The organism is Zoogloea oryzae (assembly GCF_030161255.1).
In the GTDB taxonomy this organism is placed as follows: Bacteria; Pseudomonadota; Gammaproteobacteria; order Burkholderiales; family Rhodocyclaceae; genus Zoogloea; species Zoogloea oryzae.
The window spans coordinates 39,498-61,712 of record NZ_BSPX01000020.1; the positions used below are offsets into that span (position 1 = coordinate 39,498).

Sequence of the window (22,215 nt, forward strand, 5' to 3'; positions counted from 1 at the left end):
AACGCAATGTTCTGGCAGGCACTGACCGCGATGCGTGATCTACGGCGTTTGCACGAAATCGCCTCGATCCTGGTCCGTTACGGGTTTGGCGACATGGTGCGCCGGATGGGGCTGTCCAACGCCTTGGAGCGGGCGGGGACAGCACTGCACTGGAGCGAAGCGGCAGACTTCGCCCACATGACGCCACCCGAACGAGTGCGGCGGGCGCTGGAGGAAATGGGGCCGACCTTCGTCAAGCTCGGTCAGGTGCTCGCTACCCGGGTCGATCTGCTCGAACCCGAGTGGACCGCCGAATTCGGGAAGTTGCAGGACAGCGCACCGCCCGCTCCCTGGGCAGCCGTACATCAGCAGCTCATCGAAGACCTCGGCGCACCACCCGAGGAAATCTTTGCTGCCTTCGATCCCGAGCCGTTGGCGGCCGCTTCCATTGCACAGGTGCATCGGGCGCGTCTCGGCGATGGCGGCGAAGTCGTGGTCAAGGTGCGCAGGCCCGGCATTCGGCCCATTCTGGAAGCTGATCTGCGCTGGCTTGCGCGCCTGGCCGAACTCGCCGAGACGGAGAGCGCGGAATGGCGCGTCCTGCATCCGCGCGAGATGGTGCGCCAGTTCGCCCAGTCGCTGCGCAACGAACTCGATTTCGCCGGCGAATGCCGCAATGCCGAACGCATCGCCGAGAACTTCACCGGCTATACCGATCAGGATTCTCCTCCTGTCGTCACGCGCGAGGAGAAGCCGGACGCGGATGGCACACCTCCCATCATCGTCATTCCCCGCGTGTATTGGCAGTGGACAGGCGAGCGGGTCTGCGTACAGGAATTCATCGGCGGTATTTCCGGGCGCAGGCTTCAGGCCGTAGATCAGGCTGGCCTGGACCGCAAGGTGCTCGCACGGCGTGGCGCCAATGCGGTACTGAAGATGATCGTCGAGGACGGGGTGTTTCACGCTGACCCCCATCCGGGCAACGTGTTCTATTTGCCGGGCAATCGAATCGCCTTCATCGACTTCGGCATGGTTGGCAGGCTGGCGGAGGAACGCCGCGACCAGTTGATCCGCCTGCTGCTGGGGCTGGTGAGGAACGACGCCGGCGGCGTCGTCGACGTCATGCTCGAATGGACGAGCGACGGCGTGGCAAATGAGCAGGATCTATTGTTGGAAATCCAGTCTTTCATTGATCGCTACCACGGCGTGCCGCTGAAGCAACTGCGCTTGAGTGCAATGTTGTCCGACCTCGTGGCGATTCCGCGCCAGCATCACCTCGTCCTGCCTAACGACCTGTCCCTGCTGGTAAAAGCCTTCGTCACACTGGAAGGCTTGGGCCGCGAACTCGATCCCGGCTTCGACATGGCCAACCAGGCACTGCCGCTGCTGGAGCGTGCCATGCACGTGCGCTACTCCCCGGCAGCGCTGCTCAGACGGGGGCGGCGGGCGGCCGGTGACATCTTCTCGTTGCTGGCTGGCTTGCCCCAGGACATCTCCAGGCTGCTGCGAGCCGCCCGCCGTGGCCGTCTGGAAGTACACATCGACGTCACCCATCTGAGACGGGTCGGCGATCAACTCGACAATGCCGCCAACCGCCTGGTGATCGGGATCGTCGTCGCCGCGCTCATCGTCGGCTCGTCCATCGTCATGACCGTGTCGGGAGGACCGACGCTTCTGGGGTTACCGGTTTTCGGCCTTCTCGGATTCCTTGGCGCGGTGGCCGGCAGCCTATGGCTTCTGCTTTCCATTCTGCGCAGCGGGAGAGGACGATGAGCAGCATCGGGAAGGTCGTCATCTTCTATTCCTCCATCGGATACGGACACATCAGTGCCGCGCAATCCATTCAGGACGAGATACGGCAGCGATCTCCGGCGACCCGGGTGCTGCTGCAGGACATCCGTACGTTCATGCATCCGGTGTGGCGACGGGTTGACGAGCGCCTGTACTGGTTCATCGCCAACAATCTGCCGGCGTGCTTCGAGAGTCTGTTCCGTGCGATGCAGGCGCGCGGCAGTCGTGTGGCCTCGCTGTCGATGCTGCCCAATGACTATCCGGAAGAGAGCGTATCGGCCTACTTGACCGCGCAGCGGCCGGATGCCGTTCTCGCCACCCACTACGGGGCAGCCCAGGTGCTGGGAACATTGCGGGAAAAAGGACTGCTGTCTGACACGAGAATCGGCTGGCTGCACACGGACTTCTTCGAGGGCTATTTCCCACGCATCTCCAAGCGGATCGACCGTACCTTTCTTGCCCACCCGGAACTGGAAACGCGCTGGCTGGCCGCAGGCGTTCCGGCCGACAAAGTCGTTACCAGCGGCATGCCGGTGCGGATTCCTGCGGCATCCGCCGACGCCCGCCGTGCCACGCTCCAGGGCCTTGGGCTGTCGGTGGACGTGCCGACCCTGCTGCTGACCGGCGGCAAGGAAGGGGCGGGCGACTATCTGGGGGTCGTCGAAAGCATCGTTCGCCGCTGCCCGGGCCGCCTGCAGATCATCGCGGTGTGCGGCACGAATACGCGGCAATACGACGCGCTTGCCGATCTGCGCGAAAGGCTGCCGGACACGGTGACGTTGAAGCCGCTGGGGCTGCTGCCGCGCAGCGAGATGGCGTCGTGCATGGCAGCCACCGACATCTTGGTCACCAAGGCCGGCGGGATGACGCCAGCAGAGGCTTTTGCCCTCGGGGTGCCGACCGTGCTGCTCGACGTGATCAGCGGCCATGAACGCGAAAACGCCGCGCTGTTCCAGCGCCAGGGCCTGGCCCGGTTCGCGGCCAGCGCCGACGATGCGGGCAGATCCGTGATGGAACTGCTGGGCGACCCCGCCGAACGCGAGGCCATGCTGCGAGCCCAGCAGGAGTTCCGGCAGGGCATCGACATCGCAAGCATCGTGCGGTTTGCGCTGGACGATGGCTTCAGGCCAGGCCGCCCGCTGCCCGGCTATGGCGTCGAGAACGGCGCGCCCGTCCAGGGCATCGATCAGGCGCTGGCGCAACTGGATTCCGAAGCACCGGCAGAGGTCGAGCTGCTGTTGTCCTACGCCACGTCCAAAACGCCGCAACGGGTCGTTCTCGAAAACCCGTTCGGGCATCTTGCCGTCCGCATCGGCGACACCGTCTACAGCGCGAACTACATCGCGAACCCGTCCGTCGACCCGAACTTCCTGCAGCATGTGAGCCTAGCGGACTACCTGTACGGCATCCATCGTCCGTCCTGTTCGCAAGTTCACACCAACACCTACGGCATGGCCTATGGCCGTGAGACGCTCGGGCTGCGGGTCCAAGGCATTCCCGCCGAGCGCCGTGCGGCGATGGTGGTCGAGGCCCACCGCATCGAAAACGGATTCCGGGACGCAAGCCTGCGCTGGAGCAGGAGCGGTCTCAATTGCGCCGACGTGGTTGCGCGAATTCTCGCCGCCGGTGGCTACGACGACCGCTCCCTGTACGACCGGGCGGGCCTGCCGAGCATGCCGCTGGATTTGTTCGAGCGGATGCGGGCGCACTTCGAGGCCGATACTTCCCTGCGGGAAGAACTGGTGGCCTACCGATTGCTGCCAGGAACGCAGGCAAGCTACCGCTTCTCCCGTTTTCCGCTATCGGTCGGGCAGCCATTGCGCTCAATGGCGCGCGTCCTGAGCGATGCGCCGCGGGATGTGCTCGAACAGGCGACGACCCGGCAGGTCACCAGTTATTTCGGTGACCGGCGGCTCTACGTGGAGGACCTGCGGGCATGCTGGCCTGTTTCGGAATCTGCGGACTCCTCCTTGACCAGCCGTCCCCATTTGGCGCTGGAACAGGCCATCCTCGCCGATTTGCAGCGCCTGCTCGCGGCATACGTGAAACTGCCGCTCAAGCGGATCGAACGCCTAGGCAGCTTTCCCGCTGCGCAGGAGTTCCACCGTCTCGTCGACCGTGGGCTCGAACTCGCCCGACTCGCCACTGAGCATGTCGAAGATGATTTTCGTCCTCGCACCGATCGCCTGCGCGCGCTGTTCACCCAACTCGTGGAGGACTACGGGCGGATCGACCCGCTGCGCCTGGAGTCGCGCCACGTGCGGGCATACCTTGCGCGGCTTCGGGTGTTCGAGTCGGCGCTAGGGCGTGAACTCGTGCCCCCCGGTACTTCGTGGGCGCTCCTGCCCGCCTGGTGGAACAGAATGGTGACGCTCGCTCGCACTAGTGCGCGGTCGTACCCTCGCAGCAGGGGGGCGAGTGGGTTCAGCAGCGGCATGCGGGTTGATCCGGGCGAAGTCGAGCCTAACGGCAATGCGGAAGAGCACGGTGCGCATCATCTCGAAGCTGATCCGGTCACGCGCTTGACGCTTGGTGACCAGGAAGAGCCCATTCAGGGCTTCCAGGATGCCGTTGGTCCGGTGGATCTGGGGCGAGGCGACGATGCCCTTGAAATAGTTTCGGATCAGCCAGGCGGCGTTCCTCATCGGCTTGAGACCCATATGACAGCTGCCACTGAACATGAGTCACCCGATTTTTCGCAGTTCCATTATCATTGAAAAGTTCGTTCGTATGAACTATATATTTATTGGAACAGCCGGAGGATGTATGCCAAATCATGCCGAAACAACCAGCGGCCACGAGGCCCGCAGTGCCAAGACCCGATCGCAGTTGATCGAAGCGACGATTGACGTTGTCGCTGCTGTTGGCTACGAGGGGGCAACCACACGCGCCTTGTCCCAAGCGGCTAAAACCACGCTGTCGGCCATTCCCTACCATTTTGGCAGCAAGAAGGAACTCTATCTGGCCGCAGCGGACATGATCGCCGAATATGCGGCCAATCGCTTCGTGGAAGCCGCAGCCTTGCTTGACGATACGTCGAACGTCGAGCTTTCCGCTCGCTTCGAACTCGCACTGATCCAACTGCTCCACACCATGCTGGAGGAAGCCGAGCCCCATGCCTGGACGGCATTCGTGGCCCGCTGCGCTTACGACAACGACGACGCCTTCGCCCTGATTCACGGACGCGCGATCGCGCCGCTGCAGGAGCGTCTAGTGCATGCCGCCAGCCAGTTCAGCGGCCGATCTTCCGATGACGAGGCACTGCGGCTGCGCGTCATCGCAATTCTGACGGCAATTTTCAGTTTCAGGTTTCTGCGCGGCGTGATGCTCCGTGGCATGGACTGGCAAAGCATTCAGAACGAAGCCGTCAGGCAGATCACGGACATGGTCCGCGATCTCTGCCGAAGCGGCTTTCTTGCTGTTCGGCCGGCTGATGACAGCGCGAACCGAAAAACAGGCCCCACTTGATTCCATCAATCCCTCTCAACTGAAAGGAAATGCATCATGACTCTCCAATCCTACGTACACCAGACCATCGCATGGGCGAAGCAGCGTCTCGATGAGACCGATGCCATTCTCTCCGAGGTCGAGAAATCGGCCGCCAGTATCAAGGAGGATGCCCGCAAGCAAGCCGATGCAGCTCGCGCACGCCTCGCGGCATCTCGCGCGAAGCTGCAGCAGTACTACGACGATCTGCGCGCCCAAGCGGATACCGCGAAGCAGGAAGCGGGCGAAATTCAGGACAAGCTCGAAGCCGAATGGATCGAGGTCGAGTCTGCCCTCCAGCAATTTGTCGCCACGACCGGCGATCAGGTGAAGACCGTGCGCAGCATCGTCGTCGTCCGTGCGCGCGCACAGCGGCAAGCGTGGCAAAACTACCTAAAGGATTTGCATGACCAGGCGGCCGATGCCGTCGAGAAGGCCCGCGGTGAACTCGATACCGCGTTCGATCAACTGTCTATCGAGGCCGAAAAGTTCCAGGCGCGCATCGGTGAGGTCAGGGACGCTGGCGATGAATCCTGGCGTGCCGTCAAGCAGGGGTTCGCTGATGCCAAGGCCGCTCACGCCATCACGGTCCAGAAAATCAAGGATGCCTTTTCCAAGGTTCTCTGAACCTAGGCGCCACGTTGCTTTTGTTTTGGCTCATCAGGAGAAATCACCATGAAACTTCGCCTTTACACGATCGCCTTGGCGCTGATTGCTCAGGCAGCGTTGCTGTCGGCTCCTCCCGCCCTGGCACAGAATGCAGAAGCACAGGCCGATTCAGCCGCCACACAGAAGAAGCCCTCAAGGGTTCACCAAGCACTGGCGTGGTCGCAGGACCGGCTGGCCCAGCTTGATGCCAACATTACTGCCCTGGAAAAGGATGCCAGCAAGCTTCGTGGCGAGGCGCGCACTAAAGCTGATGCGGCGTTGGCGGACCTGCGCAAGCAGCGGGACGCTTATCGCCGCCGGGCTCAAGATGCCGCAGCCAACGCAAAGAACTGGAGCGATGCCCAGGTCGCCGAAGCACGTCAGGCACTCGACAATGATTGGGCCGCCTTCCAGGCCGCCCGAGACAAGTATCTTGAAGAAAGCAAGGCCAGTATCGCTACGCAGCGTGCCGTACTGGAGGCTGAACTGAATGCGCAGCAGAAAGCGCTTGCTGGATTGCGTGCCGACGCGGCCAAGCTCGCCGGGGATCAGCGCACAGCCATTGAAGCGCGTATTGCCGCACTGAATGCAGATGTGGAGGAAACCAAGGCCCGGGTCTCAAAAGCCTCGGCCGAGGTATGGGAGACCACAAAAAAGAGCTATGGGGAGGCCCAGCGGCTCTTCTCCGAGACCTACGCGTCCATCCGTCAGTCTATCGACGAGGCGTCGAAGTAATTTCCCCAACGCCGGGGACGTGAACATGCTATACGCATTTACGTCTCCGGCTCACGGGCACATACTCAGGAAGGTGACGTATGGAACTTCGTCACTTGCGCTGTTTTCTGGCCGTGGCCGAAGAACTCCATTTCGCCCGTGCGGCCGAGCGGTTACATATCGAGCAGTCGCCGCTGTCGCGTGCTATCAAGGATCTGGAAGATGAGTTGGGGACCCAACTGTTTTCCCGCACAACACGCAGCACTCGTCTAACGCGAGCTGGGATGCTCTTTCTTGAGCACGTACCTCGTGTCTTCGCTGCTATTCAGCAGGCTCGCGATAGTGTGAAAGCCGCCGCCAACGGCTTCCACGGCCAACTGCGCGTCGCTTTATCCGACTGCATTACACCGACGTGCTTCTCAGCCCTCCTGGCACTTTGCCGACAGGAAGAGCCTGAAATCGAGATTCGTCTATCTGAGGTGCCCTTATCGCAGCAGGTCAAGGGGCTGCATGACGATCTTTACGACGTAGGGTTTGCTCAATTGGATGAAGTCGGAGATGGACTTGTTGCTGAAGCCATTTGGCACGATCCATTGATGGTGGCAGTTCCGGCACGCCATCCCTTGCTCGCCTACAAGCGTGTTCCGCTGGACGAGGTTTTGCGCTATCCCCTGGCACTCGGCGACGCGCATACATGTGAAGGACACGCTCGTCAAATTGAACGAGCTTTGCGTCAATCAAGAATGGAGCCTTTAATCGCCGAACGGGTCGCGTCCTTCGATCTGATGGTGACGTTGGTGTCAGCGGGATTTGCTCTCGGACTAGCTGGCGCTTCGCAAATTGCCGCCAGCCGAGAACCAAGTGTCGTAGCACGGCCGCTGGCCGGTGGTTCGCACAAACTAACGACGTACCTGCTGCGTGTCGGGGGCGAACCGTCGGATGCTTTGGCGCGTTTCATAGAACGGGTCTATGCCGTTGAACCCCCATATGGAAAGACGTCTGCTACACGAGCAAAACCTGATCCGTTGGAGGAAATCGAATCATGAAGAAGATCATCCCATTTCTACTTGCTGCAATGCTTGTAGCCTGTGGCAAATCCGAACCTACTGCAACGCCGAGTGCGTCTGGCCAGACCGAAACGGTCGAATCGCTCGTAGCCAATCCCGAGCGGCTGAAAGATTTACGCCAGCGGTGCAAAACCGATCGTGCAAGGCTCGGCGATGAACTTTGCAATCGAGTGGCCGAGGAGACGAACCGCCGCTTTCTCGGCGACGGTAAGGCGCCGTACACGCCGCCGAAGGAGCGGCCGAAGTTCTGACCGCGGCCGATTTGCAGCAAGACTTCGCTTGTATTCTCAACACGCCGCAACGCGCTTTCGCTTGAAGCACTTTCCTTCTCTTGACCCCAGCATGAATTAATGCATTTTGGGAGAACTTTGTCCCGATAACGGTCTTTGACCGTCCTTGATCCAGCCTTGAATCTCGCGCATGCGGCACGTTTTCGTGCCGCTTGCCGCGCAGGAGAAATCGGGAGGTCAGGATGCAAGGTCAAGGTGTGCTGTTCGGGCAGATCGTTGCTGTATTCAGCATCGTGATCGCCGGCGTGTGGGGCGCCACGCAATGGACAGCCGCCGCCCTGGGCTACCAACTACGCCTGGGCTCGCCTTGGTTCGATTTCTTCGGCACGCCGGTCTATCACCCTTGGCGGCTGTTCGAGTGGTGGTTCTTCTTCGATGGCTACGCGCCGCATGTCTTCGACATCGGCGGCGCGCTCGCGGGTGGCAGCGGGCTGATTGCCGTCGTCGTCGCCATCGCTATGTCGGTGTGGCGCTCGCGGCAATCGAAACTGGTCACGACCTACGGTTCCGCGCGCTGGGCTGATGCTACCGACATCCGCAAAGCCGGGCTGAATCAGCAGGCCGGTGTTCTTCTCGGTCTGCATGACGGTCATTACCTGCGGCATGAAGGACCGGAACACATCCTGACCTTCGCGCCGACGCGTTCGGGCAAAGGCGTCGGCCTGGTGGTGCCCACGCTGCTGTCGTGGCCTGCGTCCGCCGTCATCCACGACATCAAAGGCGAGAACTGGCAAATCACCGCAGGCTGGCGCTCGCGCTTCTCGCACTGCCTGCTGTTCAACCCGACCGATGCGAAGTCGGCCGCCTACAACCCGCTGCTGGAGGTCCGTCGTGGCGCGCATGAAGTGCGCGACGTGCAGAACATCGCCGACATCCTGGTCGATCCCGAAGGCGCGCTCGAACGTCGCAATCATTGGGAAAAGACTTCGCACGCGCTGCTGGTCGGCGCCATCCTTCACGTGCTCTATGCGGGCGAGGACAAGACGCTGCGCGGGGTTGCCAACTTCCTATCCGACCCGGCGTGTCCCTTCGAGCTGACGCTGCATCGGATGATGACGACGCGCCACCTGGGCGATGCCCCGCATCCCGTTGTCGCATCTGCCGCGCGCGAGGTGTTGAACAAATCGGACAACGAGCGTTCGGGCGTGCTGTCCACGGCCATGTCCTTCCTGGGGCTGTACCGCGACCCCACGGTGGCCGAAGTCACCTCGCGCTGCGATTGGCGCATCGCCGACCTGATTTCGTCCGAGCATCCTGTGTCGTTGTACCTGGTGGTGCCACCTTCGGACATCAGCCGCACCAAACCGCTGGTGCGGCTGATCCTCAACCAGATTGGCCGGCGGCTCACCGAATCGCTGGACGGCTCTGACGGCATTGCCAGCCGCCACAAGCTCCTGCTGATGCTCGATGAGTTTCCTGCGCTGGGTCGGCTCGACTTCTTCGAGACGGCCCTGGCCTTCATTGCGGGCTACGGTATTCGCAGCTTCCTGATTGCTCAGTCGCTCAACCAGATCGACAAGGCCTACGGCCAGAACCATTCCATCCTCGACAATTGCCATGTCCGGGTGACGTTCGCCACCAACGACGAACGCACGGCCAAGCGCATCTCCGAGACGCTGGGCACCGCCACCGAGCTGCGCGCACAGCGCAACTACGCTGGCCATCGGCTGGCCCCGTGGCTGGGGCATCTCATGGTGTCGCGCCAGGAGACAGCGCGCCCGTTGCTCACACCGGGCGAGGTGATGCAGCTCCCACCTGACGAAGCCGTGGTGATGGTGTCCAGCGTGGCACCGATCCGCGCGAAGAAGCTGCGCTACTTCGCGGACGCCAACTTCAAGCGGCGCGTGCTGCCGCCGCCCGCGCTCGCGGCAGGGCGTTATGCGGATGCGCCGCCGTTGCGGCCCAACGACTGGAACGGACTGGCGATTCCCGCCATACCCGCCGCGCCTGCTGCCCCGGGCCTGACCGGCAACGACACCGGCACCGCCGATGACGGTGGCCCGCGCCGTCAGCCGGAGCTGTCCGAAGTCACCGGGTACCACCCCGAGCAGGAGCCCGCGAGCAACGACCTGGCGCTACTCGATGACGACGACCTGCCACTGCCGCTTCCCCGCCAGCTCGATCCGGCCATGCAGCGCACGGCCCGGCTGGCCTCCCTCGACCCCGACGACGGAATCCAGCTATGAGCCAATACCGCCTCAATCTGTTCATCCCGCCCGAACACGCCAAGCGCCTGGACGAACTGGCCGCCAAGAAAGGCGTGTCCAAGTCGTCCATCGTCGCGGCGGCACTGGCGTCCTGGTTGTCGCCGGACGCCGGCGACCAGCGAGAGGCGGCGATTGCCAAGCGGCTGGATCGGCTGTCTCGCCAGTTCGAGCGGCTGGAGCGCGACCAGAACATCGAGATCGAGACGCTGGCGCTGTTCGTTCGCTACTTCCTCACCGTCAGCACGCCGGTTCCCGAGGCACACCAGGAAGCGGCCCGCGCCCAGGGCAAGGCGCGCTTCGAGCAGTTCGTCGAACAGCTTGGCCGCCACCTGCTGCGCGGGCGCAGCCTGGTGCGCGACGTGGTGGAGGAACTTCAACCCGATAGTGCGTGGATGGATGACGCGGCTGCACTGGCCGAAGCGCAGGAGCGTGCCCAGTGAGTATCATTCCGCAGTCACCCATCGCCACGTCGCTGGACCGCCGTATCCGCATGCTGCGCACGGCCATGGGACCAGTGATCGCCAACGCACTGGAAGACCCGGACGTGGTGGAAATCATGCTCAACCCCGACCGGTCGCTGTGGGTGGATCGTCTGTCCTCTGGCCGCGCACCGCTGGGCGTGGAACTGTCCGAAGCGGATGGCGAACGCATCATCCGGCTGGTGGCGGCCCACGTCGGCGCGGAGGTCCATCGCGGCCAACCGCTCCTGACCGCCGAGTTGCCCGAGACGGGCGAACGCTTCGAGGGCATCCTTCCGCCCGCTGCGCCGGGGCCGGCCTTCGCGCTGCGCAAGCGCGCCGTGAACATCATCGGCCTGGATCGCTACGTCGCCGACGGTATCCTGTCCGCCGCACAGGCCGATTTCCTGCGCCGCGCGGTGCGCGAGCGACACAACATCCTGATCGCTGGCGGCACCAGCACCGGCAAGACCACGTTGGCGAACGCCTTGCTCGCCGAGATTGCCGCCACCGGCGATCGCGTGCTGGTGCTCGAAGACACCATCGAGCTGCAATGCGCCGCGCGTGACCACGTACCGCTGCGCACGCGCGCGGGTGTCGTCTCCATGACCGAGCTGGTGCGCGCCACGATGCGGCTGCGCCCCGACCGCGTGGTCGTTGGCGAAGTGCGCGGCGGCGAGGCGCTGGATCTCATCAAGGTCTGGGGTACCGGCCACCCTGGCGGCATTGCCACGATCCATGCCGGCTCCGCGCTGGGCGCGTTGCTGCGGCTGGAGCAGTTGATCCTCGAAGTCGCGGTGAATCCGCCTCGCGCCCTGATCGCCGAGGCGGTGAACGTCGTCGTTTTCATCGTCGGCCGCGGCCGCAAACGCCGCATCGAAACCATTGCCCGCATCGCTGGTTTCGACGGCGTGGGCTACCGGCTCATCGATGGCCTGGCGGACGCACAGGAAACGCCGTTTCCCGAACTGCTGCCGCTGACTTCCGCCATTTCTTCCCTGTCCCCCAACCAACCTGGAGAACTTCCATGACGCAACTGCACGCCCATGCTTTCCGCTTTTCCGTAAATCCGGCTTCGATCCTCGCTCGCCTGCGCCATCTGGCCGCGCCGGCCCACCACGGTCTGTTGCTAGCCGCCGTGATGCTGATGACCGCAGGCACCGCGAAAGCGGCTGGTTCCTCGATGCCTTGGGAAGGACCGCTGCAGTCCATTCTCGAATCCATCCAGGGGCCGGTGGCGCGGATTATCGCGGTGATCATCATCATCTCGACGGGCCTGGCGCTGGCCTTCGGCGACACGTCAGGAGGCTTTCGCAAGCTGATCCAGATCGTGTTCGGTCTGTCCATCGCATTCGCCGCGTCCTCGTTCTTCTTGTCGTTCTTCAGCTTCTCCGGTGGGGCCGTCGTATGAGCACGGCCAACGATCTGCCGGGCTTCGAGATTCCGCTGCACCGCTCGCTGACCGAGCCGATTCTGCTGGGCGGCGCGCCGCGCACCGTGGCAATCGCCAACGGCACGCTGGCCGCCGCCGTGGGCCTGGGCCTGCAACTGTGGATTCCCGGACTGGTGCTCTGGATCGTCGGCCAATCGCTGGCGATGTGGGGCGCGCGTGCCGATGCCCAGTTCATGCAGGTGTTCGCCCGCCACATCAAGCACAAGCCGCTGCTGGACGTGTGAGGACCATGCGATGCTGAACCTCACCGAATACCGCCAGCGCCCGGCCTTGCTTGCCGACTGGCTGCCGTGGGCCGGTCTGGTCGCGCCGGGCGTGGTGCTCAACAAGGATGGCAGTTTCCAGCGCACGGCACGCTTTCGTGGGCCGGACCTGGACAGTGCAACGCAAGGCGAGCTGATCGCCACCACGGCGCGGCTGAACAACGCGCTACGTCGGCTTGGCTCGGGCTGGGCACTGTTCATCGAAGCCGAACGCCGGCCCGCTGCGGACTATCCGCACTCGGATTTCCCGGAACCGCTGTCCTGGCTGGTGGACGAGGAGCGACGCGCTAACTTCGAAGAATCTGGCAGCCACTTCGAGAGCGTCTATCACCTGACGCTGCAATACCTCCCGGCGGAAGAATCCCGCGCCCGTGCGGCCAAGCTGCTTTACGAGAACACCCCCACGCAAGGTGTGGACTGGCGCGAACGCCTGTCGGCTTTCGTCGCGGAAACCTGCCGTATCTATGACCTGCTCGACGGTGTGATGCCGGAGATCGCCTGGCTTGACGACAGCCAAACGCTGACCTACCTGCACGCGACCGTCTCGACGCGACGCTATCGGATCGGTGTGCCGGAAGTGCCGTTCCATCTCGATGCGCTGCTGGCCGACGCACCGCTGGTCGGCGGCCTCGCACCCATGCTGGGCGACCAGCACCTGCGCGTCGTAACGGTGCGTGGATTCCCGACCTCGACCTGGCCGGGAATTTTGGACGACCTCAACCGGCTGGGCTTCGCCTACCGTTGGAGCACGCGCTTCCTCTGCATGGACAAGGCCGAGGCCGAGAAGGAGCTGGGCCGCTTGCGCCGACAGTGGTTCGCCAAGCGCAAGAACGTCCTCGCGCTACTGCGCGAAACCATCTTCCAGCAGGAAAGCCCGCTGGTCGATACCGACGCCAACAACAAGGCTGGCGACGCCGATGCGGCCTTGCAAGAGTTGGGCGGCGATCAAGTCGCCTTCGGCTACGTCACGGCGACCGTGACGGTATTCGATATCGACGGCAACGTGGCCGACGAGAAGCTGCGCCGGGTGGAACGTGTCATCCAAGGTCGTGGGTTCGTGACGATCCCGGAGACGTTGAACGCCGTGGAGGCCTGGCTGTCGTCGGTGCCGGGCAATGCCTACGCCAATGTACGCCAGCCCATCGTCTCGACGCTGAATCTCGCGCACCTGATGCCGGTGTCGGCGGTGTGGGCCGGGCCGGAGAAGAACGATCACCTCGACGGACCGCCGCTGATCGTCACGCGCACCGAGGGTGCGACGCCGTTCCGGCTGGTGACGCATATCGGCGACGTGGGGCACACGCTGCTGGCCGGCCCGACCGGCACGGGCAAGTCGGTGCTGCTCGCTACGCTGGCGATGCAGTTCCGCCGCTATCCCGGCTCGCGCATCTTCGCGTTCGACATGGGGCGCTCGATGCGCGCCACCATCCTCGGCCTGGGGGGCGAGCACTACGACCTGGGTGCTGACGGAGCCATTGCTTTCCAACCGCTCGCGCGCATCGACCGGGAAGGCTACCGCACCTGGGCGGCCGAATGGATCGAAGGCCGGCTGCGGCACGAGGGCGTGACCATCGGCCCCGATGAGAAGGTGGCGATCTGGTCGGCGCTCGGCAGTCTTGCCGGTGCCCCTGTGGAGCAACGTACGCTGACCGGGTTCTCCGTGCTGCTGCAATCCAACGCACTGCGCCAGGCGCTCGCACCCTATGTGCTCGGCGGCGCCCACGGAAAGCTGCTGGATGCCGACAGCGATCGGCTGGGTGTGGGTGACGTGCAGTGCTTCGAGATGGAGGAGCTGATGCACAGCAAGGCCGCAGTATTGGCCGTGCTGGGCTATCTGTTCGCGCGCTTCGATGAGCGTTTCGACGGCGCGCCCACGCTCCTGATCCTCGACGAAGCCTGGCTGTTCCTCGATGACCCGGTGTTCGCGGCGCGCATTCGCCAATGGCTCAAGACCCTGCGCAAGAAGAACGTCAGCGTCATCTTCGCCACGCAGTCGCTGGCCGACATCAAGGACTCGACCATTGCGCCCGCGATCATCGAGAGCTGCGCCAGCCGCATCTTCCTGCCGAATCCGCAGGCGACCGAGCCGCAGATTCGCACGATCTACGAGGGCTTCGGACTCAACAGTCGGCAAATCGAGATCGTCGCCACTGCGCAGCCCAAGCGCGATTACTACTACCAGTCGCGCCTGGGTAACCGCCTGTTCGATCTGGACCTCGGGCCGGTCACGCTCGCCTTCGCAGGTGCTTCGACGCCCCAAGACCAGCGCGCCATCGACGGCATGCTGCGCGATGTCGGAACACCCGGCTTCGCCGGTGCCTGGCTGCGCCATCGCGGCCTCGATTGGGCGGCCGACCTGTTGCCGTCCGCCCCCTCGGCCGCGTCCTTTCTTGCTTCCCAACCTCTGGAGGTTTCGCCATGAAAACACGTCTTCTTGCCGTTGCAGTCGCTGCTGTTGTTGTCACATTCGTCGGCGTCGTACCCGTCGCTCAGGCGCAATGGGTCGTCATCGATCCCACGAATCTGGCCCAAAACATCCTGACTGCCGCGCACACGCTGGAGCAGATCAACAACCAGATCAAGCAGCTCCAGAACGAAGCGCAGTCTTTGATGAACGAGGCTCGCAACCTTGCAAGTCTGCCGTTCAACGTGGTCAATCGTCTGCGGTCCAATCTGGACACGACGCGGCAACTGATCGCCCAGGCGCGTGGGCTGGCCTTCGACATCCAAAACATGGACCAGCAGTTCGCGCAACTCTACCCGGAGCAGTACGCCGCCAGCGTGAGCGGGAACCAGATGTTCCAGGATGCGCACCAGCGTTGGCAAAACACGCTCCAGGGCTTGCAGACCGCCATGCGCATGCAGGCGCAGGTGTCGCAGAACCTGAACCAGGATGAGGGTGTGCTGGCCGATCTGGTCGACCAGAGTCAATCGGCCACCGGCGCCTTGCAGGCCATGCAGGCCACCAACCAGCTCCTGGCCCTGCAAGCCAAGCAGTCCATCCAGACCCAGCAACTCCAACTCACGCAGGGCCGTGCGGCCTCGTTGGAACTGGCGCGGCAAGCCGCCGCTGTTGAGCGTGGACGTGAGGTGACGCGCCGCTTCATCGGCAGTGGCACGGCGTACACGCCGCAATCCGTGAACTTCTACGGCAACTGACGGATGCGGCCATGAACGACGTCTCCGTCATCGACCGTTTCCTCAATGTCTTCTCCACGTACATCGATTCGGGGTTCGGCCTGCTGCACGGTGAAGTCGCTTTCCTGACCGCGACGCTGGTGGCGGTCGACATGACCCTGGCCGGCCTCTATTGGGCCCTGGGGCATGCCACCGGCCAGGGCGAAGACGTGATGGCCAAGCTCCTGCGCAAGGTGCTCTACGTGGGAGCCTTCGCCTACATCATCGGCAATTTCAACTGGTTGTCCGGCATCGTGTTCCGGTCCTTCGCCGGCCTCGGCCTGACGGCTTCCGGTTCGACGTTGACCATGGCGACCTTCCTGCAGCCGGGGCGCCTCGCCAAGACCGGCATCGACGCCGCTGCGCCCATCCTGCAGCAGATCAGCGAGATGGCTGGGTTCCCGGAGGTGTTCATCAACATCGCGCCCATCGTCGTGATGTTCCTCGCCTGGCTGATCGTCATCATCAGCTTCTTCGTGCTGGCGGTGCAGCTCTTCGTTACGTTGATCGAATTCAAGCTGACCACGCTTGCCGGCTTCGTGTTGGTACCGTTCGCGCTGTGGAACAAAACCGCCTTCCTCGCCGAAAAGGTGCTCGGCAACGTGGTGTCCTCAGGCATCAAGGTGCTGGTGCTGGCCGTGATCGTAGGCATCGGCACTGGCCTCTTCGCCGAGTTCCAAGTCACACCCAGTGAACCGTCCATCGACCACGCACTGGTGGTGATGCTGGCCTCGCTCGCTATGCTCGCGCTCGGCATCTTCGGGCCGGGCATCGCTACCGGGCTGGTGTCCGGAGCGCCGCAACTCGGCGCGGGTGCGATGGCGGGTGCAGCGATGGGCGCGGCCGGTACGGCTGTCGCGGTTGGTGCTGCCGCGACCGGCGTGGGCAGCGCTGTGGCGGCCGGGGCGCGCATGGCACCCGCTGCCGCCAAGATGGCCGCCAGCGGTGCGCGTACTGCGGCCTCGACCGCAGGCAGTGCGCGCTCGGCCTATCAAGCCGGTTCCGCAGCCGCTGGCGGTGGCTTCAAGGGTGCCGCTGCTGGCTTGGGCAATGTCGCCAAGACCGGCGCGCAGGCGGTTGGCCAGAAAGCCGCCGATGGCATGCGCTCGCTTAAGGAGCGGGCGGCGGCTGCCTTCCGTTCCGAGGATGCGGGGCCGGCATCTGGCGGCGCTGCCGCATCAGGCCAATCCACCGCCAACGAAGCCAATTCCGGCGCAGCCGACCAGCAGCAGGCGCAACCCGCCTGGGCCAAGCGCTTGCACCGTCGCCAACAGATCAGCCATGCCGCATCCACTGCCGCCCACACGCTGCGTGGGGGCGACGGCGGTGGTTCAAGCAGCGGCCCGAGCCTGCACGATTCTGATTCATAAGGAGAACAACCATGCGATTCAAACGACCGCAGGTGCGCTACGCCGATACGCCGCAGCCTGCTACGCCCTACCAATCCGCCGCGCAGGTGTGGGACGAGCGCATTGGCTCCGCCCGCGTGCAGGCCAAAAACTGGCGATTGATGGCCTTTGGCTGTCTGGTGCTCGCGCTATTGATGGCCGGGGGACTGGTCTGGCGCTCGGCGCAGTCCATAGTCACGCCCTTCGTAGTGGAGGTGGACAAGACCGGCCAGGTGCGTGCTGTCGGCGAGGCCGCCACGCCGTACCGGCCGAACGATGCGCAGATCGCTTACCACCTGGCGCACTTCGTCACGCTGGTGCGCTCATTGTCCATCGACCCCATCGTCGTGCGGCAGAACTGGCTCGACGCCTACGACTGCACCACCGACCGGGGCGCGGCCGTACTCAACGACTACGCACGCACCCATGACCCGTTCACCCGCGTGGGCAAGGAATCGATCACGGTGCAGATCACCAGCGTCGTGCGCGCCAGCGACACGTCATTCAACGTGCGCTGGACAGAACAGCACTTTGTCAATGGCGCACCGGCTGGCACCGAACGCTGGAACGCTGTGATTTCCACCGTCCTGCAAACCCCGCGCACCGAGCAGCGGTTGCGCAAAAACCCATTGGGCATCTACGTCAACGGACTGTCGTGGAGCCGCGAACTCGATGCTGCCGAAGGAGCCAAGCCATGAACCAGTCTTTCCGTTTTTACGCTTTTGCGTTGATGCTTGCAGCCTCTGCAATATCGTTGCAGGGCTGCGCCACGAAGGGCACGCCGCCACCGACCATCGCACTCGATGAGCCGGTGCAAGCGCAGCCATTGCCCGAGCCACCCAAGCCGGTTGAAGTGGTCGAAGTGCCGAAGGTGCTGCCGATGCCGGCGCAGATGAAACCTCTGCCCGAGAGCGTCGAGGCCAAGACGGCACCAGAGCCCGCCGATGAGAAGTTGCGGGTATCGCGTGCCAATGCCGAGGCGCGTATCGCGCCCACGCGTGAGGGCTATGTCAACGCCATCCAAGTCTGGCCCTTCACCGATGGTGCGCTGTATCAGGTCTATGCGGCGCCGGGACGGGTCACTGTGATTTCTCTCCAACCCGGCGAGGAACTCGTAACGGTCGCCGCCGGCGATACCGTGCGCTGGATTGTCGGTGACACCTCCAGCGGTACAGGTGATGCGTTGCGCGTCAGCGTGCTGGTCAAGCCGATCCGCTCGGGCCTCAAGACCAATCTGGTCGTCACCACCAGTCGGCGCACTTACCTGATCGAGCTGACCTCGACCGAACGTGCCTGGATGGCTTCGGTGTCGTGGGAATACCCGAAAGATCGGATGCTGGCCCTGCAACGCCAGGCACAAGCCGCGCAGGCGACGGCGCCGGTTGATACCGGCCTGTCGCTGGAAAAGATTCGCTTCCGCTACGCCATCAGTGGCAGCAATGCGCCGTGGAAACCGCTACGCACCTTCGACGACGGCGAGAAAGTCTACATCCAGTTCCCGCCGGGCATCGCCCAAGGTGAGCTGCCGCCGCTGTTCGTGATCGGCGCGCAGGGCGACGGGCAACTGGTGAACTACCGTTTCCGTTCACCGTACTACATCGTGGATCGGCTGTTCGGCGCGGCCGAGCTGCGCCTGGGCGGTGACAAGGGCGACATCGTGCGGATCGAGCGCACGGATGGCATCGCGCGGGGGAAATGACCATGAGCCAGGACGACACCCCTGACCTTGCCGCGCCGCAGGCGGGCAAGGTGGCTCCCGAAGCTGCGGCTCTGCGCGCACAGCCGCGCCCGGTGACACGCTTGAACCGGCGTATGCTGGCTGTGCTCGTTGGTGGCCTGTCGGTCTCCGTGCTAGGTGCGCTGATGTGGTCACTGCAGCCGCAGCGGCGCAGCACCAGTGAACCGTCCGAGCTGTACAACGTCGATCGTGTCTCGCGTTCCGAGGGACTCGACCGGCTTCCGACCGACTACTCCAAGCTGCCACCGCAGGTGCCGGAGTTGGGGCCACCGCTGCCGGGCGACCTGGGTCCGGCCATCGTGAAGTCGCAGCAACCCGTGGTGCCCACCTACACGCCGCCCGGTCAAGACCCGGGCGCCGCCGAGCGCGACGCACGACGCAAGGAATCGGAAGCGGCGGCAGGTTCATCTGTGTTCTTCCGCTCGGGCGGTCAGCGCGTCGCTGCTGCGCCGACGCAGGTGGCCACGGCCAACGCGGCGCCCAGCCTATCGGGCTTCGACCCGATGGCCGCAGGCCCGGCCTCAACGGCTGCCCAGCCGGCTGATCCGACCACCGTGCAAAACCGACAAGACCAGAAAGAGGCGTTCCTGAAAACCGGAACTACGGAAACCCGCAATTCCGGGAACCTGAGAATGCCGGCTTCGCCGTACCAAGTGATGGCCGGGACCGTGATCGCTGGTGCGCTGGTCACGGGCATCAAATCCGATCTGCCGGGCGACGTGATCGCCACAGTGACGGAGCCGATCTACGACACGGCCACCGGCAAGTTCCTGCTGATCCCGCAGGGTTCGCGCATCCTCGGCCGCTACAACAGCCAAGTGAGCTATGGGCAGAGCCGGGTGCAGGTGGTGTGGAACCGGATCATCCTGCCCGACACGTCGTCGCTAACGCTGGACAACCTGGCAGGCGCCGACCCGGCGGGCTACGCCGGGCTGGAGGATGGCGTCGATTGGCATTGGGATCGCATCTTTGCCGGTGCTGCGCTGACAACGCTGTTGGGCATCGGTGCCGAGCTGGCCGCGCCCGAGAGTCGCCAGGACGGCAATCGGGTCGTCATCGCGGGACGCGACAGCCTGCAGGACAGCGTGAACCAGGTCGGGCAGGAGATGACCCGCCGCAACCTCAACATCCAGCCCACCTTGACTGAGCGGCCCGGCTTGCCGGTACGCATCATCGTCAACCGGGATCTGGTGCTGCGGCCCTATCAACCACTGTTCTTCAATCGGGGGACTTCGCGATGAGCACCACGCGCAAGTTGCGGCTGGGACCGTTGCCCAAGACCGAGAGCATCAAGCTGACCTTCACATGCCCGACCAGCCTCAAGGCTGACCTCGACCGCTACGCGGCGCTACATGCGCAGACCTATGGCGAGACGGTCGATGCGGCGACGCTGATCCCGCATATGCTGGAGGCGTTCATGGCGGGAGATCGAGGGTTCAAGAAGCCCACGACCATCCCACAGAGCCTGCAGAAAACTGAAAGCCGCTCCCCAAAGGAAGCGGCTTAAATTGGTGCCCGAGGCCGGAATCGAACCGGCACGCCTTGCGGCGAGGGATTTTCTTACCACTTCGGCTTTCGCCGCCAGCGCATGCGCTGTTCGTGGTCTGGAGCACGCCTTCACCATAGCCTTGCGGCCGTAGGTGCCCGCCGTCTGCTCTCTACACCTTCCCAACCATGGAGGCTGGGCTTGGCTCGGCGTTGGCTCGGATGCCGGAGCATCCAGGGCTTTCGCCGACTTTGACGGGCTTCACTTCGGGCGTTTCCCCCCGAAGGCTCAAATTGTTTAAGTCCCTTGTGTCTACCGATTTCACCACTCGGGCATTACATGATGCGCTGGAGCCTACACCACTTTCTGCTGGCTCCTGCTTGGCTCCGGAGCATCGAGGCGAGCCACGAAGCTACGCTTTGGATGCTCGCAAACCGTTGCCACTATTGACTTTCCACCCAGGCGGCAAAAGCAAAAAGGACTTGACAAAACAGATTTTAAGTCCGCAGTGTTTACCAATTTCACCATCCGGGCGGCAGCCGGCTTACTTGGGCTGTTGTTCGGGCAGCGTGATGTCCACTTCGAGGATCTCGTAGTTGTCGCGCTTGCCGAGCTGGACCTTGATGTCGTCGGCGGAGACGTTGACGTACTTGGAGATGACTTCGATCAGCTCACGCTGCAGGGCCGGGAGGAAATCCGGCGTCGGCTGGTTGGCGCTGCGCTCGTGGGCGATGAGCAGCGACAGGCGCTCCTTGGCCACCGAGGCGGTCTTGGGCTTGGAGCCGAAAAAGTAGGAGAGGAGCGACATCTCACTTGCCTCCGAACAGCCGCTTCAGCAGGCCCGGTTTTTCGTAGGCGACGAAGCGCAGCGGGCGGTCTTCGCCGAGGAAGCGCGCAACCACGTCCTGGTAGGCGGTGGCCACGTCGCTTTCCTTGAGGTGGATGGCCGGCAGACCCTGGTTGGAGGCCTGCAGCACGTCGTCGGATTCGGGGATGGCGCCGATCAGCGGAATGCGCAGGAGCTCCTGCACGTCCTTGTAGGACAGCATTTCGCCGTCTTCGACGCGCTTGGGCGAGTAGCGGGTGACCAGCAGGTGCTCCTTGACCGGCTCGCGGCCTTCGATGGCGCGGCGGCTCTTGCTCTGCAGGATGCCCAGGATGCGGTCGGAGTCGCGCACCGAGGAGACTTCCGGGTTGGTGACGACGATGGCTTCGTCGGCGAAGGTCAGGGCCATTACTGCGCCACGCTCGATGCCGGCGGGGGAGTCGCACACCACGTAGTCGAAGCCCATGTGCTCGAGCTCCTTGAGCACCTTCTCGACGCCTTCTTCGGTCAGCGCATCCTTGTCGCGGGTCTGGGACGCGGGAAGGATGAAGAGGTTCTCGCAGTGCTTGTCCTTGATGAGGGCCTGGTGCAGGTTGGCCTCGCCATTGACCACGTTGATGAGGTCGTACACCACGCGGCGCTCGCAGCCCATGATGAGGTCGAGGTTGCGCAGGCCGACGTCGAAGTCGATCACGGCGGTCTTGTAACCGCGCAGGGCCAGGCCGCTGGAGATGCTCGCGCTGGTGGTGGTCTTGCCGACGCCGCCCTTGCCGGACGTTACTACGATGACGCGTGCCACGATGTTCCCTTCGGTGTTGATGCGCTTCAGTCGTACTGGAGCGGATTGATTTCGAGAGTATGCAGGTTGTCCGAGCCGGTCAGCCGGACCTGGGCGCCACGACCGGCGACGGCTTGCGGAATGCCGCGCTCGAAGGTGCGATAGACGCCGGCGATGGAGACCAGCTCGGGACCGAAATTGGTGCTGAAGATGCGCGCCGAGGTGTCGCCGCGGGCGCCGGCCAGGGCGCGGCCACGCAGCGGGCCGTAGCAGTGGATGCTGCCGTCGGCGATGATCTCGGAGCCGGGGCTCATGCCGGCCAGCAGCACCAGATCGCCGCCCTTGGCATACACCTGCTGGCCGGAGCGCAGCGGGCGATCCACCACCAGGGTGGGCGCGTGGGCGGGCTCGGTGCCGGCGGCGGCCTGGGGCGCAGCTTCGGCGGCGGGGGATGGTGCCGGTGCCG

At 63.9% G+C, this 22,215-nt stretch carries 22 protein-coding genes; 19 read left to right on the plus strand and 3 right to left on the minus strand.

The genetic code is table 11. The annotated features are described in order from the left end of the window. Nucleotides 1–6 precede the first annotated feature (6 nt). From QQK25_RS08530 to QQK25_RS08620, 19 genes are all read left to right on the plus strand, one after another. Complete coding sequence (locus tag QQK25_RS08530; protein WP_284187539.1) at nucleotides 7–1,752, plus strand: ABC1 kinase family protein; 1,746 nt, start codon at nucleotides 7–9, stop codon at nucleotides 1,750–1,752. Next, complete coding sequence (locus QQK25_RS24320) at nucleotides 1,749–4,487, plus strand: MGDG synthase family glycosyltransferase (protein ID WP_284187540.1); 2,739 nt, start codon at nucleotides 1,749–1,751, stop codon at nucleotides 4,485–4,487. The genes QQK25_RS08530 and QQK25_RS24320 overlap by 4 nt, the downstream gene beginning before the upstream one ends. 49 nt (nucleotides 4,488–4,536) lie before the next feature. Next, a complete protein-coding gene (locus tag QQK25_RS08540; RefSeq protein WP_284187541.1) occupies nucleotides 4,537–5,238 on the plus strand; it encodes a CerR family C-terminal domain-containing protein in 702 nt (233 codons plus the stop codon). A gap of 36 nt (nucleotides 5,239–5,274) precedes the next feature. After that, nucleotides 5,275–5,883, plus strand: a complete 609-nt coding sequence (locus QQK25_RS08545; protein WP_284187542.1) for a hypothetical protein — start codon at nucleotides 5,275–5,277, stop codon at nucleotides 5,881–5,883. 48 nt (nucleotides 5,884–5,931) lie between these two features. After that, nucleotides 5,932–6,639 carry a hypothetical protein gene (locus QQK25_RS08550; RefSeq protein ID WP_284187543.1) on the plus strand — a complete coding sequence of 236 codons (708 nt, stop codon included), beginning with the start codon at nucleotides 5,932–5,934 and terminating at the stop codon, nucleotides 6,637–6,639. An 80-nt stretch (nucleotides 6,640–6,719) separates the two neighbouring features. Continuing rightward, nucleotides 6,720–7,664 (plus strand): LysR family transcriptional regulator, encoded by a 945-nt coding sequence (locus QQK25_RS08555; RefSeq protein WP_284187544.1) that lies wholly within the window; start codon nucleotides 6,720–6,722, stop codon nucleotides 7,662–7,664. Then, complete coding sequence (locus tag QQK25_RS08560; protein ID WP_284187545.1) at nucleotides 7,661–7,936, plus strand: EexN family lipoprotein; 276 nt, start codon at nucleotides 7,661–7,663, stop codon at nucleotides 7,934–7,936. Before QQK25_RS08555 ends, QQK25_RS08560 begins: the two co-directional genes overlap by 4 nt. A 221-nt stretch (nucleotides 7,937–8,157) precedes the next feature. After that, on the plus strand, nucleotides 8,158–10,161 hold the full coding sequence (locus tag QQK25_RS08565) for a conjugal transfer protein TraG (RefSeq protein WP_284187546.1): 2,004 nt from the start codon (nucleotides 8,158–8,160) through the stop codon (nucleotides 10,159–10,161). Beyond that, complete coding sequence (locus QQK25_RS08570; RefSeq protein ID WP_284187547.1) at nucleotides 10,158–10,622, plus strand: CopG family transcriptional regulator; 465 nt, start codon at nucleotides 10,158–10,160, stop codon at nucleotides 10,620–10,622. Before QQK25_RS08565 ends, QQK25_RS08570 begins: the two co-directional genes overlap by 4 nt. Continuing rightward, nucleotides 10,619–11,671 carry a P-type conjugative transfer ATPase TrbB gene (trbB, locus tag QQK25_RS08575; RefSeq protein WP_284187548.1) on the plus strand — a complete coding sequence of 351 codons (1,053 nt, stop codon included), beginning with the start codon at nucleotides 10,619–10,621 and terminating at the stop codon, nucleotides 11,669–11,671. The genes QQK25_RS08570 and trbB overlap by 4 nt, the downstream gene beginning before the upstream one ends. Further along, a complete protein-coding gene (locus QQK25_RS08580) occupies nucleotides 11,668–12,051 on the plus strand; it encodes a TrbC/VirB2 family type IV secretion system protein (RefSeq protein WP_284187549.1) in 384 nt (127 codons plus the stop codon). Before trbB ends, QQK25_RS08580 begins: the two co-directional genes overlap by 4 nt. Continuing rightward, nucleotides 12,048–12,317 carry a VirB3 family type IV secretion system protein gene (locus QQK25_RS08585; RefSeq protein ID WP_284187550.1) on the plus strand — a complete coding sequence of 90 codons (270 nt, stop codon included), beginning with the start codon at nucleotides 12,048–12,050 and terminating at the stop codon, nucleotides 12,315–12,317. Before QQK25_RS08580 ends, QQK25_RS08585 begins: the two co-directional genes overlap by 4 nt. Before the next feature lie 10 nt (nucleotides 12,318–12,327). Then, nucleotides 12,328–14,778, plus strand: coding sequence for a conjugal transfer protein TrbE (gene trbE, locus QQK25_RS08590; protein WP_284187551.1), 2,451 nt, complete (start codon nucleotides 12,328–12,330; stop codon nucleotides 14,776–14,778). Beyond that, the gene (gene trbJ / locus QQK25_RS08595) at nucleotides 14,775–15,515 is read left to right on the plus strand and encodes a P-type conjugative transfer protein TrbJ (RefSeq protein ID WP_284187552.1); all 741 of its coding nucleotides are present in this window, start codon (nucleotides 14,775–14,777) and stop codon (nucleotides 15,513–15,515) included. The genes trbE and trbJ overlap by 4 nt, the downstream gene beginning before the upstream one ends. A gap of 11 nt (nucleotides 15,516–15,526) precedes the next feature. Next, the gene (gene trbL, locus QQK25_RS08600; RefSeq protein ID WP_284187553.1) at nucleotides 15,527–16,903 is read left to right on the plus strand and encodes a P-type conjugative transfer protein TrbL; all 1,377 of its coding nucleotides are present in this window, start codon (nucleotides 15,527–15,529) and stop codon (nucleotides 16,901–16,903) included. A gap of 11 nt (nucleotides 16,904–16,914) precedes the next feature. Continuing rightward, complete coding sequence (trbF, locus tag QQK25_RS08605; protein WP_284187554.1) at nucleotides 16,915–17,619, plus strand: conjugal transfer protein TrbF; 705 nt, start codon at nucleotides 16,915–16,917, stop codon at nucleotides 17,617–17,619. After that, nucleotides 17,616–18,620 carry a P-type conjugative transfer protein TrbG gene (gene trbG, locus QQK25_RS08610; RefSeq protein WP_284187555.1) on the plus strand — a complete coding sequence of 335 codons (1,005 nt, stop codon included), beginning with the start codon at nucleotides 17,616–17,618 and terminating at the stop codon, nucleotides 18,618–18,620. Before trbF ends, trbG begins: the two co-directional genes overlap by 4 nt. A gap of 2 nt (nucleotides 18,621–18,622) precedes the next feature. Further along, complete coding sequence (locus tag QQK25_RS08615; RefSeq protein ID WP_284187556.1) at nucleotides 18,623–19,900, plus strand: TraB/TrbI/VirB10 family type IV secretion system protein; 1,278 nt, start codon at nucleotides 18,623–18,625, stop codon at nucleotides 19,898–19,900. Then, nucleotides 19,897–20,166: a DUF2274 domain-containing protein gene (locus QQK25_RS08620; RefSeq protein ID WP_284187557.1), complete on the plus strand. Its 270-nt coding sequence runs from the start codon at nucleotides 19,897–19,899 to the stop codon at nucleotides 20,164–20,166. The genes QQK25_RS08615 and QQK25_RS08620 overlap by 4 nt, the downstream gene beginning before the upstream one ends. A 523-nt stretch (nucleotides 20,167–20,689) precedes the next feature. Here the strand turns inward: QQK25_RS08620 and minE are convergent. From minE to minC, 3 genes are all read right to left on the minus strand, one after another. Then, nucleotides 20,690–20,953 (minus strand): cell division topological specificity factor MinE, encoded by a 264-nt coding sequence (gene minE / locus QQK25_RS08625; protein WP_153161370.1) that lies wholly within the window; start codon nucleotides 20,951–20,953, stop codon nucleotides 20,690–20,692. A gap of 1 nt (nucleotide 20,954) precedes the next feature. Further along, complete coding sequence (minD, locus tag QQK25_RS08630) at nucleotides 20,955–21,770, minus strand: septum site-determining protein MinD (protein ID WP_284187558.1); 816 nt, start codon at nucleotides 21,768–21,770, stop codon at nucleotides 20,955–20,957. 26 nt (nucleotides 21,771–21,796) lie between these two features. Then, a partial coding sequence (gene minC / locus QQK25_RS08635; RefSeq protein ID WP_284187559.1) for a septum site-determining protein MinC occupies nucleotides 21,797–22,215 on the minus strand: 419 nt, incomplete at its 5' end.

Bases quoted from the DNA above. Each gene is read 5' to 3' on its own strand.
- QQK25_RS08530 (WP_284187539.1), top strand. From the start codon at position 7: ATGTTCTGGCAGGCACTGACCGCGATGCGTGATCTACGGCGTTTGCAC.
- QQK25_RS24320 (WP_284187540.1), top strand. From the start codon at position 1,749: ATGAGCAGCATCGGGAAGGTCGTCATCTTCTATTCCTCCATCGGATAC.
- QQK25_RS08540 (WP_284187541.1), top strand. From the start codon at position 4,537: ATGCCAAATCATGCCGAAACAACCAGCGGCCACGAGGCCCGCAGTGCC.
- QQK25_RS08545 (WP_284187542.1), top strand. From the start codon at position 5,275: ATGACTCTCCAATCCTACGTACACCAGACCATCGCATGGGCGAAGCAG.
- QQK25_RS08550 (WP_284187543.1), top strand. From the start codon at position 5,932: ATGAAACTTCGCCTTTACACGATCGCCTTGGCGCTGATTGCTCAGGCA.
- QQK25_RS08555 (WP_284187544.1), top strand. From the start codon at position 6,720: ATGGAACTTCGTCACTTGCGCTGTTTTCTGGCCGTGGCCGAAGAACTC.
- QQK25_RS08560 (WP_284187545.1), top strand. From the start codon at position 7,661: ATGAAGAAGATCATCCCATTTCTACTTGCTGCAATGCTTGTAGCCTGT.
- QQK25_RS08565 (WP_284187546.1), top strand. From the start codon at position 8,158: ATGCAAGGTCAAGGTGTGCTGTTCGGGCAGATCGTTGCTGTATTCAGC.
- QQK25_RS08570 (WP_284187547.1), top strand. From the start codon at position 10,158: ATGAGCCAATACCGCCTCAATCTGTTCATCCCGCCCGAACACGCCAAG.
- QQK25_RS08580 (WP_284187549.1), top strand. From the start codon at position 11,668: ATGACGCAACTGCACGCCCATGCTTTCCGCTTTTCCGTAAATCCGGCT.
- QQK25_RS08585 (WP_284187550.1), top strand. From the start codon at position 12,048: ATGAGCACGGCCAACGATCTGCCGGGCTTCGAGATTCCGCTGCACCGC.
- trbE (WP_284187551.1), top strand. From the start codon at position 12,328: ATGCTGAACCTCACCGAATACCGCCAGCGCCCGGCCTTGCTTGCCGAC.
- trbJ (WP_284187552.1), top strand. From the start codon at position 14,775: ATGAAAACACGTCTTCTTGCCGTTGCAGTCGCTGCTGTTGTTGTCACA.
- trbL (WP_284187553.1), top strand. From the start codon at position 15,527: ATGAACGACGTCTCCGTCATCGACCGTTTCCTCAATGTCTTCTCCACG.
- trbF (WP_284187554.1), top strand. From the start codon at position 16,915: ATGCGATTCAAACGACCGCAGGTGCGCTACGCCGATACGCCGCAGCCT.
- trbG (WP_284187555.1), top strand. From the start codon at position 17,616: ATGAACCAGTCTTTCCGTTTTTACGCTTTTGCGTTGATGCTTGCAGCC.
- QQK25_RS08615 (WP_284187556.1), top strand. From the start codon at position 18,623: ATGAGCCAGGACGACACCCCTGACCTTGCCGCGCCGCAGGCGGGCAAG.
- QQK25_RS08620 (WP_284187557.1), top strand. From the start codon at position 19,897: ATGAGCACCACGCGCAAGTTGCGGCTGGGACCGTTGCCCAAGACCGAG.
- minE (WP_153161370.1), bottom strand. From the start codon at position 20,953: ATGTCGCTCCTCTCCTACTTTTTCGGCTCCAAGCCCAAGACCGCCTCG.